This is a genomic window from Streptomyces sp. NRRL S-350 (genome assembly GCF_000719705.1).
Lineage (GTDB): Bacteria > Actinomycetota > Actinomycetes > Streptomycetales > Streptomycetaceae > Kitasatospora.
Map to the genome: position 1 here is coordinate 36,929 of NZ_JOHO01000046.1, position 16,335 is coordinate 53,263.

General features: G+C 70.3%; 15 protein-coding genes. 2 read left to right on the forward strand and 13 right to left on the reverse strand.

Annotated elements, in window-relative coordinates; genetic code table 11:
• Positions 1-5: 5 nt before the first annotated feature.
• The 10 genes from IF30_RS42170 to IF30_RS0129830 form a co-directional block, all read right to left on the reverse strand.
• Positions 6-434, reverse strand: coding sequence for an HK97-gp10 family putative phage morphogenesis protein (locus tag IF30_RS42170; protein WP_030244201.1), 429 nt, complete (start codon positions 432-434; stop codon positions 6-8).
• Complete coding sequence (locus IF30_RS0129790; RefSeq protein WP_051711507.1) at positions 427-1,434, reverse strand: phage tail tube protein; 1,008 nt, start codon at positions 1,432-1,434, stop codon at positions 427-429. The genes IF30_RS42170 and IF30_RS0129790 overlap by 8 nt, the downstream gene beginning before the upstream one ends.
• 13 nt (positions 1,435-1,447) lie before the next feature.
• Positions 1,448-1,879, reverse strand: coding sequence for a hypothetical protein (locus tag IF30_RS0129795; RefSeq protein WP_030244204.1), 432 nt, complete (start codon positions 1,877-1,879; stop codon positions 1,448-1,450).
• Positions 1,880-1,888: 9 nt separating this feature from the next.
• Positions 1,889-2,254 (reverse strand): hypothetical protein, encoded by a 366-nt coding sequence (locus IF30_RS0129800; protein ID WP_030244205.1) that lies wholly within the window; start codon positions 2,252-2,254, stop codon positions 1,889-1,891.
• Between the two features lie 63 nt (positions 2,255-2,317).
• On the reverse strand, positions 2,318-3,514 hold the full coding sequence (locus IF30_RS0129805; protein WP_030244207.1) for a phage major capsid protein: 1,197 nt from the start codon (positions 3,512-3,514) through the stop codon (positions 2,318-2,320).
• Positions 3,514-4,128 carry an HK97 family phage prohead protease gene (locus tag IF30_RS0129810; protein WP_078891823.1) on the reverse strand — a complete coding sequence of 205 codons (615 nt, stop codon included), beginning with the start codon at positions 4,126-4,128 and terminating at the stop codon, positions 3,514-3,516. Before IF30_RS0129810 ends, IF30_RS0129805 begins: the two co-directional genes overlap by 1 nt.
• On the reverse strand, positions 4,091-5,440 hold the full coding sequence (locus IF30_RS0129815) for a phage portal protein (RefSeq protein ID WP_030244210.1): 1,350 nt from the start codon (positions 5,438-5,440) through the stop codon (positions 4,091-4,093). Before IF30_RS0129815 ends, IF30_RS0129810 begins: the two co-directional genes overlap by 38 nt.
• Before the next feature lie 43 nt (positions 5,441-5,483).
• The gene (locus IF30_RS0129820; RefSeq protein ID WP_199807953.1) at positions 5,484-7,037 is read right to left on the reverse strand and encodes a terminase large subunit domain-containing protein; all 1,554 of its coding nucleotides are present in this window, start codon (positions 7,035-7,037) and stop codon (positions 5,484-5,486) included.
• A 25-nt stretch (positions 7,038-7,062) separates the two neighbouring features.
• Positions 7,063-7,503 carry a phage terminase small subunit P27 family gene (locus tag IF30_RS0129825; RefSeq protein WP_030244213.1) on the reverse strand — a complete coding sequence of 147 codons (441 nt, stop codon included), beginning with the start codon at positions 7,501-7,503 and terminating at the stop codon, positions 7,063-7,065.
• 215 nt (positions 7,504-7,718) lie between these two features.
• Positions 7,719-8,072: an HNH endonuclease gene (locus tag IF30_RS0129830; RefSeq protein WP_030244215.1), complete on the reverse strand. Its 354-nt coding sequence runs from the start codon at positions 8,070-8,072 to the stop codon at positions 7,719-7,721.
• A 94-nt stretch (positions 8,073-8,166) separates the two neighbouring features.
• Here IF30_RS0129830 and IF30_RS0129835 point away from each other — a divergent pair, with 94 nt between their 5' ends.
• The gene (locus IF30_RS0129835; protein ID WP_158835585.1) at positions 8,167-8,649 is read left to right on the forward strand and encodes a hypothetical protein; all 483 of its coding nucleotides are present in this window, start codon (positions 8,167-8,169) and stop codon (positions 8,647-8,649) included.
• A 475-nt stretch (positions 8,650-9,124) separates the two neighbouring features.
• Here IF30_RS0129835 and IF30_RS0129840 read toward each other — a convergent pair whose 3' ends face one another.
• The 3 genes from IF30_RS0129840 to IF30_RS0129850 all read right to left on the reverse strand — a co-directional run bounded on the left by IF30_RS0129840 (position 9,125) and on the right by IF30_RS0129850 (position 13,940).
• Positions 9,125-10,843, reverse strand: coding sequence for a recombinase family protein (locus IF30_RS0129840; RefSeq protein WP_030244217.1), 1,719 nt, complete (start codon positions 10,841-10,843; stop codon positions 9,125-9,127).
• Positions 10,844-11,093: 250 nt separating this feature from the next.
• Positions 11,094-11,621: a universal stress protein gene (locus tag IF30_RS0129845; protein WP_051711509.1), complete on the reverse strand. Its 528-nt coding sequence runs from the start codon at positions 11,619-11,621 to the stop codon at positions 11,094-11,096.
• Between the two features lie 168 nt (positions 11,622-11,789).
• Positions 11,790-13,940 (reverse strand): asparagine synthase-related protein, encoded by a 2,151-nt coding sequence (locus IF30_RS0129850; protein WP_030244227.1) that lies wholly within the window; start codon positions 13,938-13,940, stop codon positions 11,790-11,792.
• Positions 13,941-14,708: 768 nt separating this feature from the next.
• On the opposite strand from IF30_RS0129850, the gene IF30_RS0129855 reads away from it, so the two are divergent.
• Entirely contained in the window at positions 14,709-16,148 is a 1,440-nt protein-coding gene (locus IF30_RS0129855; RefSeq protein ID WP_030244228.1) for a hypothetical protein, read from the forward strand.
• Positions 16,149-16,335: the final 187 nt, after the last annotated feature.

The following is a 16,335-nucleotide window of genomic DNA, read 5'->3' on the forward strand; positions in this document are numbered from 1 at the left end:
TCCCCCTAGCTTTCGATCTTGTCGCGGATCACGGCCGTGATCTCGCGTTCGTAGGTGTCGGCGACTTCGTCCGACGTGCGCGCCATGGCGCGGAACAAGAACCTGTTCGGGCGGATGTGGCGCCGCGGGAAGCCGAAGTGGACCGCCCCCGCGTACGGCACCCGGGACGCCGACCCGGCCTTGATGACCGCGGAGTTGGTGGACGCCACGACGGCGATCGACGCGGCAAGTCGCCCCGGCTTGTACTTCTTCGACGACTTCGGGGTTCGGTGGCCGGCGGGCGCCGTCTTCCTGGCTTCCGGCTTCACGATCTCCGCGGCGGTCTTGTTGACCTCCCGCACGGCCTTGTTCAGGTCCCGGTCCTTGAGCTGCCGGAGCGCGCGCTTCAGCTCGTCCAGCCCTTCAACCCTGGTGGTGAACGCGGACTCAGCCACTGGAGCCGCCGGACGGCGGGGCGGGCGGAGTCGTGGACGGCTCCACGTAGGTCACGCGCATCGCGGGCGTGCCGTCGCCCGGGTCGAGGATGCGGAACGGGGTCTTCATGGCGGTCACGTCGTCCACGCTCGCTTCCGGTGACTCCCCGGTGAGCTGGACGGCGGGCAGCTCCCAACGCATGGACGTGCCCGGGGTGAGCCCGACAAGATCGACGGCCAGGGCGAGCACTTCACCCGCTAGGAACGACTCGTACAGCGGGAGCGCGGCGTCCGTGAACTCCCCTTCGCTGGAACCCTCGAAGGACGGAACCGCGGCCCGAACCGGGCGCTTCTTCAGCGGAGTTCCGCGCAGGAACCGCCTGTCGGTCTTGAGCCCCAGGTCCGCCTTGATCTCGAACTTGGACGAGTCCAGCGGAGCAGAGACGCCGCCGCGCTTCAGCGTGACCGCCGTCCGTGTCCAGTCGTAGGCGCGCGCCTCCGCCGGGTAAACCGGGGCGAGGATCTGCCCCGTGGTCCGTGTGTGGCTCACGTCCTGGAAGTCGAAGGACACCTTGAGCGAGACGGCGCCCTTGAGATCCGCCGAGAACGTGAACTCCGTTGCCTGGCAGCCGACATGGCGGTACGCGACCCGTGTCCCTTCGACGGTCGGACGTACCATCTGCGCCGTCCATGACGGAGCCCCGGAGTAGGTGGACGTCTCGAAGACGTGCGTCACGAACCCGGCCTTCTCGGTCGACGTGTGCTTGTCGAAGACCGCCCGCAGCAGATCGGCGGCGCCCACGTCCAGTAGGTCTACCTCGATCTCCCCTTCGCCGCCCATGTTCACGATGTTCCGGCGGTCAGCGCGGGCAGTCTGGAGACCGGCCCGGAAGCCGATCGACTCCACGAACTCCCGCGAGACCTTCCACGAATCGGCCTTGCCTTCGTAGCCGGTGATGGTGGTAGCGGCGGTGCCGTACTCCGCCTCGGCACCGATGCCGATAGACGCGTCAAGCGCCATGTGAATCCCCCCGTCAGGTCTGTCGTCCACGCACCCGGACGCGGACTGTCAGCGCGCTGTACGCGCCGTCTGGTGTCTCGGCCGTGTCCACCTGGACGGACTCCGGCCGTACGTCGATCAGCCCCGGGACCGTTGCCGGGTCGATCAGCCGGCACGCCGCGGCGACGATTTCGCGCAGCCCGTAGACGAACCTCTCCGCCTCGATCGGGCCCCCCGGCGAGACGTAGAACCCGTGGACGTCCACGAGCCCGTTCACGGCCGTCGGCTTGGCCTGTCCGGCCCGCATCGCGACCGGCTCAAGGTCTTCTTCGGTGGTCTCGCCAAGCCACACGTGCGCGCGCCGGTTGGCCTCTCCCGTGTCCGCGAAGGACACCTGTACGCGGGACGGCAGTGCCACCTTGAGCGCTTCGAACAGGGCAACCTTCGCGTCGAAAATGACTGCCACGTGTCACCCCTACAGGAAGAAGAACGGCAGTCGGACCCGGTATCGGTTGAGCTGGGCGTTCACCTCAGGTAGCGATGTCGGGCGCCACGTGCCACCTGCCTGGGCAAGCTGAACGGACCCGAATTCGCTCTGTAGCTGGAGCGCGCGGTCCGGGATGCGCGAGACGAGATCCAAGAGGTACTGCCTGGCCAGCGTGCGCACACACCACCGGATCGTCTCCGGCGGCGCGTCCGTCCCCTCCCACGTGCGGCCCGTGTAGGACTCCACCGTCTCCACCGCGTACGCCAAGGCGTCGCTGACCGTCTCGTCCGGGAAGAGCGCCGTGTCGTCCATGCCGTCCAGGGCCCGGACTTCGGCGATCGTCGCGTACGTCATGCAACCCCCTTCGGGAAGGGGCCCACGGATTACGTAATCCGTGAGCCCCCAGCTAGACGTCGATCACGGGCCGGTCATGGTCAGCACCTTGGCCGACCGCTCGTCCACGAGAAGGCCGTCCGCGCGCTGGATGAACCGGTAGACGATCTGGTCGCTCTGGAACTTCACGTCGACCGAGCGTTCCACGCGAAGCGGGCCCGCCAGCCGGATCGTGTACTTGGACAGGTCACCGAAGAAGACCTTGTCGTCCGGCATGGCCGGATCGGTCAGCACCGGGGCGCCGTTGAAGGTCGGCGGCTGGCCGGCGGTCAGCGCGTTCTGCCAGAGGTACTGCCCCTGGCTGTCCTTGAGCTTGCGCATCTTCGCGGCGGTCGCGTCGGACACAACGTACACAGCGCTGCCCCGGTAGGGCTGCGGCAGCTCGAAGAACAGGTCGATCAGGCCGTCGCTGACAGTGGTGTCCTTCGCGGTCTTCGCGAACGCGGCAGTGGCAGCCGGGGCCGCGTTGAGCACGCCCTTCGGCTGGTTGGTGCCGGTACCGGTCAGGAAGTGCACGCCCATGCCGTGGCCCAGCGCGGGACCGGCGTCGTTAACGAGAAACGCCACGAGATCGAGTGCCTGATCGGCGACGAACTCAGAGCTGAGCGTCGACGCGTAGGCGTACTTGTAGGCGCCCATCGACCGCTGGACGGTGGTCGGGTTGCTCTCCGGGATGGTGCCGTTCTCCGCCACGATGCCCGCCGACGCGCGACCGGTGACCACCGTGAAGTCCATCGGCTCACCGGACGACGTGGACAGGATGGTGGCGCCGCCGCTCATCACGGTGGAGCGGGTGACCGCCTCCGCCAGAAGGCGGTTGTACAGCGTCCGGGGGATCACGTTCTTGCCGGTGGTGGTGTCGACCACCGCGCGCAGCTCCGCGCCGCTCTTGTGGAGTGCCTTGTCCGGGCGAAAGTCGATCCCGTCGCCCAGGCCGAGCGCCCGCAGCTCGTTCGCGGTCTCGTCGGCCTTGCCGCCGCTCTTGCTGCCGATCCCCTTGAGTTCGGCCATGAGCTTCTGTGCGGTCTCGCTGGCCCGGACGGCTTCGACGCCACGGCGAACCCGGTCGTCGTAGTCGGCGACGGCGGCCAGAAGCCGGGTCTCCTTCTCGCGCGCCTCAGTCGGCATCTCCCGACCGGCGAACTCGTCGGTCAGCGCCCGCAGTTCCGCGGTCGCCTTCTCGCGCGCCTCGAAGTTCGCGCTCAGGGTAGTAGCGTCCATCAGTTTTCCCCCCGTATGAACAGTGCCCGCACAAGCGGCGGCAGGTTGAGCGTGTGATCGGCGGCCGAACCCTCTTCGCGGTCGCCGTTGGTCCCCAGCAGCTCCACCAGGGAGCGAAGGGACGCCTGAGTGGTCGGGTAGGCCGGGTTCAGGACCGGGCCCAGCTCCAGAACATCCATCGACAGGACGTCCCGAACAGGAAGGCCGGTCTCTGCGTCGTCCTGGTCAGCCCAGCGCTGCCCGCCGTCCAGCACGCGGAACGTGAAGGACGACCCCCGTACGTCCCCACGGCGCAGCAGTTCGGCGACGTCCCGGCCGGTAGTGGTATCGGGTAGATCGATCTCGTACCAGCCGCCCGCACCGTCTTCCCCGGCCCGCAGAGTCCCCGAACTCATCCGGCCCAGTGGGTGGTTCGGGTCGTGGTTGAACGTGGCCAGCACGTCCCGCGCGCCGTCCAGCGACGCGGCACCGGCCCCGGGGATGATCCGCTCCCGAAAGCCCCCCAGATCGTGGCTCAGCTCGTTGAAGCGGTAGGCGTACCCCCGCATGGTGATGGTGTCGCCTTCGGACCGGATCTCAGCCGGCAGGCTGAGGCTTCGGCGCTCCGGTGTCATCTGTCCCCCCTTCGTTGTTGTCGGGCTCCGCGGTCGGGTCGGCGGCCGGGGGCTCTGTGGTCGGGGGCTCGTCCTGGGGCTCCTCGTCCACCGGAGCGAGGTTCAGCGGCACACGGTGAACGGCGCCCTGGCCGTCGGGCAGGGGCTCCAGGTCCTCCCAGGCGCGGACTTCATCGATCGAGTAGATCCCCTGCTGAAGGCCGGTGGAGTACATGGTCATGCGCTCCGCCGGGGCGCCCCGCTGGATGCCGTCCAAGCTGAACTTCACGAAGAGCTGCCGGTTCGCCGACTCCGCGAACAGAAGCCGCGTGAAGCCCGCTTCGATCCGCTCCAGCCACGGGCGAAGGCTGAACTGGGCGAATGCCTGGTTCTGCTCGGCCAGGCCGCTGCCCCACGACGTGGAGTTCGTAGCGTCGGCGATCAGGTGCGGCGGGACGCCGAAAACACGGGCGATCTCAGGCACTTGGAACTGTCGGGTCTCCAAGAACTGGGCTTCGTCCGGGGACATGCTGATCTTCGAGAACTTCGCACCTTCGGTGAGCAAGGCCACCCGGTGGGCGTTGTCGACGCCGGAGTTGGCCAGCCGCCACGCCTCCCGGGCACGGGCCAAGCCCTCTTCGGACATAGCCCCCGGGACTTCGACCACGGCGCCCGGCGTGGCGCCGTTGCTGAAGAACTTGCCGCCGTAGGTCTGCGCCGCCAGGGCGAGACCGATGGACTCCCGGGCGAAGGCGATCGGCGAGACCCCGGTGAACGCCCCCGGCAGCATCATGCCGGGGATGTGCAGGATCTCCCTCGTCGTGAACCAGCCCAGCGCCACCGGGTTGCCGTCCCGGTCAACGTCCGTGGCGTGGAAGACCTTTCGCCGGCGCCCGTCAACCACCACCGTGTGCGTCTCGATCCGCGACGGGTCAAGGACTTCCAGGCCGACGATCGACGGACCGTCCCACAGCACGGCCAAGTAGGCGTTGCCTTCGAGCAGCAGCGACAGCACCACTTGGGACAGAAGGTCGATCCGCCCCAGCCCCCCGGGCTCCGCCGTCGGGTAGTCCAGCCACAGCGGCGACCGGACGAGCTTCCGCGCGCCTCCCCGACGGGAGTACGTGGCGACCGGAAGCGTCGCGATGGTCTCCGACAGGAGCCGGACGCACCCGAAGACCGCGCTGACCTTCAGTGCCGCGGTCGCGTCGATCCGCTGCCCGGATGCCGTGACCTTCCCGTGAAGGACCAACGCCTCCGCGGCGTCCTCCCACTGGGCGCGCTGGACGACCGTCGGGGCACGGCCCCGTATCAGGTCACGCCAGAACCCCATGACCACCACCCCCCGTGTGGTCACGGATTACGTAATCCGTGAGCTAGAGATCATCGAAGTACTCAGCGGAACCGCCGACGTTGAAAACCTGCCCGTCCTGCTCCCAGGTGGCGAGGATCGGCGAGTCCGCGAAGTCCGGGTTCTCGTCCCGGTACATGACCGCCCCGTGGACAGCCAGGATCATGGCAACGGCAAGGTCGATCTTGCGTTTCGACCCGGCATGCTCCTTCGTGATGCGCGCCCCGTGCCGGTCTTCGCGCAGAACCGCATTGCCGATGTGGCGGGCAAGAGCCGGACTCCCGTCGTGGGACAGACGCCCGTCCCGGCACGCGTCGTAGACGGCCTGGGTCGCCGGGATCATCCTCTTGAGACTGTTGGTCGGGAACGCCTCGATCGGGTACCCCTCCGCTTCGAGGGTGTCTAGCGTCTCCTCCCAGCGGTACGGGTCGGCGACCAGAAGTCGCACGTCGTACGTGGCCAGCGCGGACCGCAGAGCATCCCGCACGTCCGCCATGGGCACCCGCCAATGCGCATCCCCAACCGGCGCCTCCCAGTGCCCCAGGACGAAGACGCAGAGGTCTCTCAAGCGGACGGCGGCCAGGGCCGTACTGTCGCCCTTCCAGCTCCCATCGAAGCCGCAGACCACCGCGTCCCCGGGGAGGATCGTTTCTGCAACTGCCAGGGACTCCCAGAGCCCATGAGGCAGCCACGTCGACCCGCCCCGGACGAACTGCGACAGGCGGTAGATCCGGAACGACGCTTCGGAGCTGCGCGCGGCAGCCGCCTTGAAGTCCTCTTCGTTCAGGATGTCGAACGAAGGGTTGCAATGTCGCCAGACGGCCGGGTCAAGGTGGTCGACCTCTTCGCCCAGGCGCGGACCCCACGACCGGTAGAAGAGCGTCGGGTCGTCGGCCTCCCCGGAGTTGACCCGCTCCCCGCGTCCGCAGAGCGCCGCGAATGGTCCGTCCGGGTCCGGGCCGGCGGTACTGACGACCCAGGTGATCGGCTGATTGCGGGCGGCGCCGCCGAGCGTCAGCGCGTCGAACAAGTCCGCGCTCTTGCTGAACGCGTACTCGTCCAACGAGACCGCCGACGGGTTCAGACCTTGCTGCCGACCGGCGTCCGCGCTGACCACCCGGTAAGTGCTGTCCTTGAAGCGGATGACGTCGCGCTGAACCGAGCAGATCGCCGACAGCTTCGGCGACGCGTTCACCATCTGCCGCGCCGAGTCGAAGACCATGCGCGCCTGGTTGCGGTCATTGGCCGCAGCGATGATCTGGCGCTGGGTATCGGCCCGGTCGGCGATCAGGTGGTACAGCATGATCGCGGCGGCAAGCGTGCTCTTGCCGTTCTTCCGCGCGATGCACACCACGGCCAGGCGGTGCTTGCGCACCCAGCGACCGGACCCGTCCTGTCGCAGCTCGTACGCGTCGACCAGAAGTTCCCGCTGCCAGGGCAGCAGACGAAAGCGCTGTTCGGCGAACGAGCCTGTCAGGTGGCAGTGGTGCTCAATCCAATTGGCGACGCGGTACCCCTCCGACGGGTACGGCGCGTCGTCCGGGATGTGCCGAGCAATGACGGGATCGAGGGCGGACAAGCCGACCACCCCCCGCCATGTTCAGTTAGAAATCCTCGGGGCTCGTGGCCACCCTCCGCGCCTCAGCAGCGACAATCCCCAGGCGCATCCGGGCTTCCGGCGTGAAGCCGATCGCGGTCTCGATCGACCGCAACTCCTTCTCTGTGGACTCCACATACCGCAACATCGGGTGCGCCACCGGCTGGCCGTTGTACCCCTCCGACATGAAACCGTCGGCAGCAACCACCGCCAGCAGCTCCGCCCGCCGGTCCTGGAGTTCGCAGTAGCGCAGGATGATGTACCGGTCCGTTTCCGGCGAGTAGGCACCGGCCCCGGCCGTCCAGACCGTCCGCCACGCCTCCCGGCCGGTCTTCCCCAAGTGAGCCGGCACGCGCGGAGCACGGCCTTCGTGGACCACTGAAGCGGGCGAGTCCAGCGCCGCGGACGGGTGGCCGGTCCGGTGGTCCGGGCTCTTCGCTCGGGACACCTTGACCACCTCCTAACCGGCGCTTCGACCCCCTTAGCGGGTGCCTTTCTCCGGGCGCCTCAGCACGGCTTCGCCGACGCAGCACAGCAGTTGATCACTGGGGGCGCTTGGGTCCGGCGTCACACCCAGGGCGCGTTTTTCGAGCTGGGGCCGGGATCGCTGAGCGGCCAGGCCGTGAACTTCCGGAGCGCCCCGCCCAGCCGTCGGACGAGCGCTCAGAACGGCGGACGCTGGTGGTCGAAGTCGCGCCGGGTCTTGGCCCGATGGCACGCCTTGCAGAGCACCTGAACGTTGTCGTCCACGTCCTGGCCGCCCTTGGCGAGCGGCTGCCGGTGGTCAATGTCTACGCCGCTGGGCAGGAAGCGCCCACCGCACGCGACGCAGTCACCGTGCCCAGCCCGCCGCACAGCCTTCCGCAGACGAGCCGCGGCACCGGTACCGGCCGCGAGGGCCGCCTTCCGCTTGCTGTGCGACTGCACCGTACGACCAGCCTCGTAGGCCCGGTGGTGCTCGTCGCACCGGCCGTTGCGGGTGGCCCACCCCCTACAGTCAAGGCACCGTGTGCGCATGACTCCCCTCCCCCTTGAGCCAAGTTCACCCGTGCGTACGACCCCGCCGCAGCACGCCCCGACCTATCCTGTTGAGAACAGGGGCGGGAGAGAGATGACAGAGAACCGAATCACGGACTCAGAAATCGGATCCACGGTTCAGGCCGAGACCATCAACGGTGGAATCCATATAGGCAAACAACCTGGCAGCGACCCGATGCGCGGAATTTATCGCGAGATTTACGCCACCGCCGTCCCGCTGATCACCCTTGTCGGCCAAGCCACCGATAAAGGAAAGCGCAAGAAACTGAGCCACGAGATCCTAAAGGCGATTGAATCCAATGCCCGAGATTGCCGCGACAAGCTCTATGGCTTCGCGCCTGACATGGATTTGTTCGCCCCGACAGAAACGCGAGAGGCGTTCTTGGCCTTCCGTCGCGCATTGCTGAGGATGGAACATCACTCTCATGCGCTTTCCATGATTCCTGAGATCATCATGGATGCCTCACATTTGCTGGAGGTGTGCACAGAAACCGGAAACGCTCTCGTCAGCTTCCGAGATGCCGTCCGCCGCGAGAACTTCCCGCGACAGCACTAGCCGGCGCGGGCGGGCACCGCGTGAGCCTGCGACCCCTTTCGGCTGTGGCTACTCGTGGACAACGCGGCCCCTTCGCCGCACGACTCCGGCGGCAACCCCGGTAGCGCGGGGCTCGTGGTGCATGGGCGAAGGGAGACGGGGTGCTCAGACCACCGACCATGGAGGGGTGTGCGGCACTCCCCGTCTCCCACTTCCTCTAGAGCGCAACGACTTCCCGGGGCTCCCCCGTGTCCCCCCGTTCCCCGGGGCGCCGCTGTCTCCACCCCCTCTAGAGCGCAAGCCCTTCCAGTGACGGTTTGGTGTTTGGGACGTCGATCCTGACTTCCCTAAGAGTTTTCTATGGTGTGTTGAGAACGGGCATCAAAACACCAAAACACCATCGGCCCCGCTGTAGCGCTGTCGCGAGCATGCCATGACAGCCGACACAAGAGAGCCCCGTCCGACCCGGGGAGGTCGAACGGGGCTGTACGGGCCGTCAGGCAGCTGCCCTGAGCGCTGTCTCGGCGGCCTTGCGACGGGTGCGGGTCAGCTCTACGTGTTCAAGCGCTGTGGTGGTCGCCTTGGCGGCGTCGGGACGCTCTTCGCCCTTCCACGTCACCCTGAGGCGTTCGGCAACCGGCGCTCCGCGCTGCCCCCTGCCTTCGACGTGGACGAAGTCGATCGAGACCACCGCCGCCCGCAGTAGCGCGCGCTGTCCTTCGGCGTCCTGCGATGCCCAGAGCTGGGCCAGCGATTCCGGCGCCATGAGCGGACTTAGGTCGGCCTCCCGCGACAGTTCGGCTAGATCTCTCTGGAACACGCTTATCTGTGCGGTCAGTTTGGCACTCAGTTCGGTGTACCGATCCTCTGCAAGCGTGCCCGCCACGAAATAGGCGTCTTCGAGCTTTTCCTTTCGGGCTTTTGCATCCGTAAGGGCTGCGCTGGTCTTGGCGCGCTGTTCGTCCTTGTCCGGGTCGTTGTACTTGAGCCATTCATGCGCGATGTGCGTGATGACGTCCGAATCCGGCGAAAGGCCAAGAATGCGATTCTGCCACATTTGAGCAACGGCAGCTTCGGTTTCTTGACGGTTGATCGAAGAGCCCTTGCAAGAGGCTTCACCCTCGTTCTTCCGCTTTTCACAGTAGAAGGAAACTCCGGCATTCGACATGCGCCCCTTGCAGTAAGGGCAGCGCAGCACGGTGTTTGCGACGCACTTTGCCTTGCGCTTTCCGCGTGTGCGGTCTCCGATTGACGTTCCCGGCCGGGCCCGACTTGCCAGATTCTTTTCGATGATCTGATGTTCGGCGTAACTGATGACGCCTTCTCCGCAGGAAACGGGGAAGCCGTCGGCATCCAAAAGCGCGGTACCGCCCCTGTGCCATTTGTCGAGGGGCGCCCCGAATTCATCCCGCATCCGTTCCCGGACCACGACAATTCCGGCCCAGGTAAGCGAGTGTGCCAGGGAGATGATCCCTGTTGCGCTCCACGCCTTTCCGGTGCGTGTGACATAGCCGCGCAGATTCATCGCGTAAGCGATGTGCTGGGGCGTGTGGTTCTTGATCAGGCCGATCGCTATCCGGCGGGCAGGGAGGAATTCCCTGGGGTGCCGAACCAGCCTGCCGGTCTCCGGGTCATACATGAGCCCGAAGGGGACAATCCCGCCCATCCATTTGCCTTCGGCGCGGTGAGCGTCAAGCCCCGTCTTCGAGCGGAGCGCGATATCCCGAGATTCGTCACGCGCGCGTTCCGAGAGAATCGCCCAGACGATTCGAGAGCCCTGGGAAGAGTCCAGACCTTCGGTAACGCTTACTGCCCGCGCCTGCCGCTGGTCGAACTTATCGAGAAGAAGGCCAACCTGCCCCATGCCCCGACGGGAGAGGCGGTCTGACTTCCAAACATGGAGAGTCTTGGCGCGGCCTTTGAGAATGTCGCCGGTAGCGCTCTCGAATTCCTCTCGCAAGATGTGAGCCTTAGAGGCACTGCGCTGCTCGAAGTAGACGTGCGCGATTTTCTTGCCCTCGCGGACGGCAGCCCGGACGATATCACGGAGATGCTGCCGAAGCGTCGTGAGGTCGTCGGACTTCTGGGACCGCCGAATGTAGGCGATCGCAAGTTCGGACGGGTCACCGGTCGGGACGTCCCAAAGGCCCAACTCCTTGAGCTCATCGTCCGCGAAGCCCATTTTGCGAAGGGTCTGGTAGTCGGCACGCTGCATGGTCAGTCCTTGGCTGTCAGTCTCCTGACCAATCCAGAGCGCAAGGACTTCCCGCCTGGGTTGGTCAGAGAGTTATTGCAGCCTTCGACCAGGGGCAGGCGATGTCGGACCAGATCTCGACCTTCATGCGGGGGGCTCCAGGGGGCGTCTTGTCGGATGGGGACGAGATAGGTGAACGATGAACCATCTCGGTACATTCCCGACACGGCCCCCGAGCTGCGGTTTCAGCCCGCAGGCGGCAGCTGCGGCTTCAGCCCGCGGGCGGCGCGGGGACCACCAGCACCGGGCAGGCCGCGTGGTGCACCAGCGCCGAACTCACCGAGCCCAGCAGCAGCCGGGGGAAGCCGCCGTTGCCCCGGGTGCCGACCACCAGCGTGTGCTGCCGGGTCGAGGCCTCCAGCAGCACCTCGATCACGTTGCCCAGCACCACGTGCAGCGACATCCTCCCGGCGTACGGAGCGGGGCGCTGCCGCTGCACGGCCGTCACCGAGCGGCGCAGCCCGTCCGCGGTGCTCTCGACCAGCGTCTCCACGCTCTCCTGCACCAGCTCCGCCATCCCCGGCGGGTAGCCGGCCGGCGCCGGGTTCACCACGGCGAGCACGTACAGCGGCAGCCCGAACAGCTCGGCCTCCGTCATCGCCCGGTCCAGTGCCCACAGCGACCCGTCCGACCCGTCGCACGCCGCCAGCACCCCCGCGGGGCGCCCCGTCGGCGGCCGCCCGAGCACCGACAGCACCACGGGCACGTCCCCGTCCCGCCCCGCGCTCCCACCGGCCACCGCACGCCCTCCTCACCCGGACCCATCCCACGACCCGGACACCCGACCCGGACACCCGACCGGATCCACGACCCGGCCATCATGGCGCGGCCCCCGAGCCCGCCCCCGCAACCGCGCCGAGAGCGGCGGCCGACCGGGCCGGGGCACCGGGGGCGGGCGGACCCGGGGTCAGGAGGTGAGGGCTGGGGGCTGCGGGCGGGGAAGGCCGGTCCAGCAGGCGCCGTGGCGGCGGGCACGGACGCGGCGGAGCCACAGTTCGGTGGAGACGAGGTCGGCCAGGCCCGCGAGGGCGGCCGGGGAGAGGGGTGTGGCGGGGTCGGCGGAGCGGGCGAGGTCGGCGCGGACGGCCGGGAGGTCGATGAGGCCGGCTTCGGCGAGGAGGGGGGCGTCGAAGAGCTCGGCGAGGCCGTCGGCGGCGAGGCGCAGGCCCGCGCGGGCCGGGGCGGCGCGGTCGGGGCGGGGGCTGCGGCCCCAGTCCGGGGGCAGGTCGGTGCGGCCGGCGCCGGTGAGGACGGCGTGCAGGAGGGCGTGCCGGGCGCCGGGCTGGAGGCGGACGTCGTCGGGGAGCAGCCGGGCGGCGCGGACCACCTGGTTGTCGAGGAAGGGGGCGTGCAGCCGTTGGCCGGGCTGTTCGGCGGCGTGTACGAGCGTGCGGAAGGAGCGCGCCTGCCGGTAGAGGGCGTGCCGGGCGCGATGCGCGCCGGGATTTCCCTCGGGTGCAGGCCTGCGCGCCGCCAGGCGCAGCCGCACGGCGACCGAGGAGAGTGCCTCGTCGGAGAGCCAGCGGGCGGCCGGGCCGGGCACGCACCAGGCGAGGTCGGCGGCCGAGCGGTCCCCCGCCGTCCGGGCGCCGTCCGGGACGTGGCGGGCGGTCAGCTTGGCGGCGGCCTCGTCCAGTGCCTCGGCGTAGCGGATCCGGGAGAGCCGGTGGGCGGCCCGGACCACGGTGAGCGGGGTGCGCAGCGCCCCGGCCAGGACGCCCGCGACGGCCCGGTCCGCCCCGGCCAGTGCGGCGACCGGGGGCAGGAGTTCGCGCGGGCGGCCGGCCCGGATGAGATCGGCCAGGCGGGCCGGGTGGCCGTCGAGCACCTGGCGGGCGCCGTAGCCGGTGAGGTGGTCGGTGCCGCCGGCGTCGAAGCGGGCCTCGGCGCGGGCCGCGGCGACGAGTTCGGGCCCGGGCTCGTCGGTGAGCCGGCCGGACTGCGGATCGGCGCCCGGTCCGGCGTACGGAAGGGTGCCGGGGCCGGGGTCGAGCACGGTGTGCCGCAGCCGCGGGGTGTCGGGGGCGAGCGCGAGGGTGGCCGACGGCTCGCTCTCGCCGAGCGTGACGGCGGCCAACTGCTCGGGGGCCGAGGGCTCCTGGGCGGCGGCACGGGCCCAGGAGCCCCTGACCGCGCCGTTCCTGGCCCCGACGGTCGCCCGGGCCGGGGTTGCCGCTGCCGCCGGGACCGCCGCGGCGGGCGCCGGTGGCAGCGGGACGGCGGCGGCGAGCAGGGCGACGGTGGCGGAGGCCGTGCCGTACGAGACGTCGACGCCGAGCCGGGCCCGTCCGACGGAGCCGGCGACCGGAGCGGTGGTGCGGACCCGGGAGCGGACGGACTCCAGCAGGGCGCGGGTGAGTTCGCGGACGGCCGGAGCCTCGTCGCGGGGCTGCTCGGGGCCGGCCGGGTCGTCGTAGCCCGACAGGTACGGGCGGCCGCTGCGGATCCCGAGCACGTGGCCGGGCGGCACCTGCTGGACGCCGAGGTACGGGGTGCCGGTGCCGAGCGCCTCGGGGGACTCGGGGCAGGCGAGGAAGGCGGCGAGGTGGCCGGTGTCCAGGGCGGCGCCGACCAGGTCGGCCAGCGGGAGGGCGGCGGTGGCGTACGCGGTGCCGCCGCCCCAGGGGGTGTGGAAGACGGGCTGGGCGCCGGCGAGGTCGGTGAGCAGCAGGGTGGAGCGGGTGCCGGTGCGCAGCACGACGGTGTAGCTGCCGGGCCAGGCGGTCAGATGGCGGACGGCGCCGCCGCGGGCGGCGGCGAGGCCGGCGGCGAGTTCGGCGTCGGTGGCGCCGCAGTGGCCGAGGACGGCGAGGCGGGTGGTGGCGGGGGTGTCCTCGACCGGGTCGGGGGTGGTGGCGCCGGTGCCGACCACGGCGGGGGCGCCGGGGCGCAGGGTCACCAGGCGGATCTCCTCGGGACGCCAGTCGCCCACGGCCCAGAGCGGGTTGGGACCGGTCCACAGGGGGCGCGCGGCGATCGGCGCCACCGCGCCGAGCGTTTCGTGCGGCGGCGTACCCGCGCGGGGCGCCCCCGTGCACCAGCCCGTCAGCCACCGCATCGCGCCTCCACCGTACGAGGACCTTGCTCCCGCGCGGCGCGTCCGCCGCCGGGCGGGCGGGTGGGGGGCCGTGGCGGCCCCGCGCGTCCCGGCGTGCCTCCGCGGATCGGCGTGCCGTCAGGGACATCGTGCCACCGGTGGGCGTCGCGGTGGCCCGCGTTGCGGGATCCGCTTGCGGGAGCGCCCGGTTGACGGTAGGCGGCGGGTCGTCCGGCAGCTGGTGACGGCTGGGTGCCCGGCGGCGTGCGGCGGCGGGACGACCCGGCGGCGGATCGTCCGGCGGCGGTCGGAACCGGGCGGGCCGGGCCTCCCCCTCCGTGGCCCGGACCGCCCGCGACGCGCCCTTGGCATGGGCATCGCGAGATGGCCGAAAGGCGTCGCCCAGCCCGGGAGGGCATCCGCATGCCCTCCCGGACTTCACCGCCGCCCGCGGGGATTGAGGCGGCGGCGTTCCCCGGCCCGCCGGGTCCTCGACGGCGGGCCGACCCACGACCACCAGCGAATCGCCGACCAGCCGGTCGGGCCAGGGGGCACGGCCGGGCGCACGTGAACACGGGACCGGAGCACGGCGCTCCGGCGCGCGGCACGGTCGGCCGGATCCGAGCGGTCCGGACCAACACCCGTACGGCGCCGCCGAGTGCGCGATCCCGCCATCCGGAATGCGACCTCTTAACCGTCGGAACGCGTCCGACTACTCTAGGTACAGCAGCTACGGCCCGGTGCCGCCCGGGCCCCGCGCACAAGGCCGCAGGAGGTGCCGCCGCCACCATGACCGTCAGCCCACGAGGACCGAACGAACGGCTCGGCACGCTCCTGACCCTCGCCCAGATCAGCAATGCCGGACTGGCCCGCCGGGTCAACGACCTCGGCGCCCAGCGCGGGCTGACCCTGCGGTACGACAAGACCTCGGTGGCCCGCTGGGTCAGCAAGGGCATGGTCCCGCAGGGGCCCGTCCCGCACCTGATCGCCACCGCGATCGGCGGCAAGCTCGGCCGGCCCGTCCCGCTGGAGGAGATCGGCCTCGGCGACACCGACCCGGCGCCCGAACTCGGCCTGGCCTTCCCGCGCGACGTCGCCGAGGCCGTCCGCTCCGCCACCGACCTGTGGCGGGTCGACCTCGACCTGCGCCGGGGCCCCGGCGGCGGCCGGTGGAGCGACAGTCTGGCCGGCACCTTCTCGGTCGCCGCCTACGCGACGCCCGTCTCCCGCTGGCTGATCACCCCGGCGGACGGCTCGGTGGCCCGCGAGGTGCCGCGCTCCCCCGGCGGCTCCCCCAGCGACACCACCTCCTACCGGGTCGGCCACTCGGACGCCGCCAAGCTGCGCGAGGCCGCCCAGGAGGCCCGCCGCTGGGACTCCAAGTACGGCGGCGGGGACTGGCGTTCGTCGATGGTGCCGGAGTGCCTGCGGGTGGAGGCGGCGCCCCTGCTGCTGGCCTCGTACAGCGACACGGTGGGCCGCGCGCTGTTCGGCGCGACCGCCGAACTGACCCGGCTGGCCGGGTGGATGGCCTTCGACACCGGCCAGCACGAGGCCGCCCAGCGCTACTACATCCAGGCCCTGCGACTCGCCCGGGCCGCCGCCGACGTCCCGCTCGGCGGCTACGTCCTGGCCTCGATGAGCCTGCAGGCCGGTTACCGGGGCTTCGCCGAGGAAGCCGTCGACCTCGCGCAGGCCGCCCTGGAGCGCAACCGGGGCCTGGCCACCGCCCGCACCATGAGCTTCTTCCACCTGGTGGAGGCGCGGGCTCAGGCCAAGGCCCGCAATGCGGCGGCGTGTGCGACGGCGCTCGGCGCGGCGGAGAGCGCGCTCGAACGGGCGCGCGCCGGGGATCCCGATCCGGCGTGGATCGACTTCTACGCCTACGACCGGCTCGCCGCCGACGCCGCCGAGTGCTTCCGCGACCTCGGAGTGCCCTCCAAGGTCCGGCAGTTCACCCGCGAGGCGCTGGCCACGCCCACCGAGGGCTACGTCCGCTCGCACGGCCTGCGACTGGTCGTCTCGGCGATGGCCGAGGCGGAGGCGGGCAACCTGGACGCTGCGGTCGCCGCCGGCGAGCGCGCCGTCGAGGTGGCCGGCCGGATCTCCTCGCAGCGCAGCCGGGAGTACGTGGTGGAGATGCTGCGCCGCCTGGAACCGTTCCAGGGGGAGCGCCGGGTGCGGGAGTTGGCGGAGCGGGCGCGGGCGGTGATCGTCGCGCCGGCGTGAACGCCGGCGTGGGATCGGCGTAGGCATCGGCGCGGGCGGCGGCGTGAACGCCGACGGGCGGGAAGGACCGAGGACCGGACGGCCCTGACGGTTAATGGGGTGCGGCGGCGGGAGAGGCCTGGCTAGGGTCTCTCCTGTCCAGGTGCGCAGGCCGAGGTTACTTCCATTCCTCATGGGCGTGTCGCGG

Excerpts from the sequence above, each read along its gene's own strand:
- IF30_RS0129790 (WP_051711507.1), bottom strand. The coding sequence starts at position 1,434 with ATGGCGCTTGACGCGTCTATCGGCATCGGTGCCGAGGCGGAGTACGGC.
- IF30_RS0129800 (WP_030244205.1), bottom strand. The coding sequence starts at position 2,254 with ATGACGTACGCGACGATCGCCGAAGTCCGGGCCCTGGACGGCATGGAC.
- IF30_RS0129805 (WP_030244207.1), bottom strand. The coding sequence starts at position 3,514 with ATGGACGCTACTACCCTGAGCGCGAACTTCGAGGCGCGCGAGAAGGCG.
- IF30_RS0129810 (WP_078891823.1), bottom strand. The coding sequence starts at position 4,128 with ATGACACCGGAGCGCCGAAGCCTCAGCCTGCCGGCTGAGATCCGGTCC.
- IF30_RS0129815 (WP_030244210.1), bottom strand. The coding sequence starts at position 5,440 with ATGGGGTTCTGGCGTGACCTGATACGGGGCCGTGCCCCGACGGTCGTC.
- IF30_RS0129830 (WP_030244215.1), bottom strand. The coding sequence starts at position 8,072 with ATGCGCACACGGTGCCTTGACTGTAGGGGGTGGGCCACCCGCAACGGC.
- IF30_RS0129835 (WP_158835585.1), top strand. The coding sequence starts at position 8,167 with ATGACAGAGAACCGAATCACGGACTCAGAAATCGGATCCACGGTTCAG.
- IF30_RS0129840 (WP_030244217.1), bottom strand. The coding sequence starts at position 10,843 with ATGCAGCGTGCCGACTACCAGACCCTTCGCAAAATGGGCTTCGCGGAC.
- IF30_RS0129850 (WP_030244227.1), bottom strand. The coding sequence starts at position 13,940 with ATGCGGTGGCTGACGGGCTGGTGCACGGGGGCGCCCCGCGCGGGTACG.
- IF30_RS0129855 (WP_030244228.1), top strand. The coding sequence starts at position 14,709 with ATGACCGTCAGCCCACGAGGACCGAACGAACGGCTCGGCACGCTCCTG.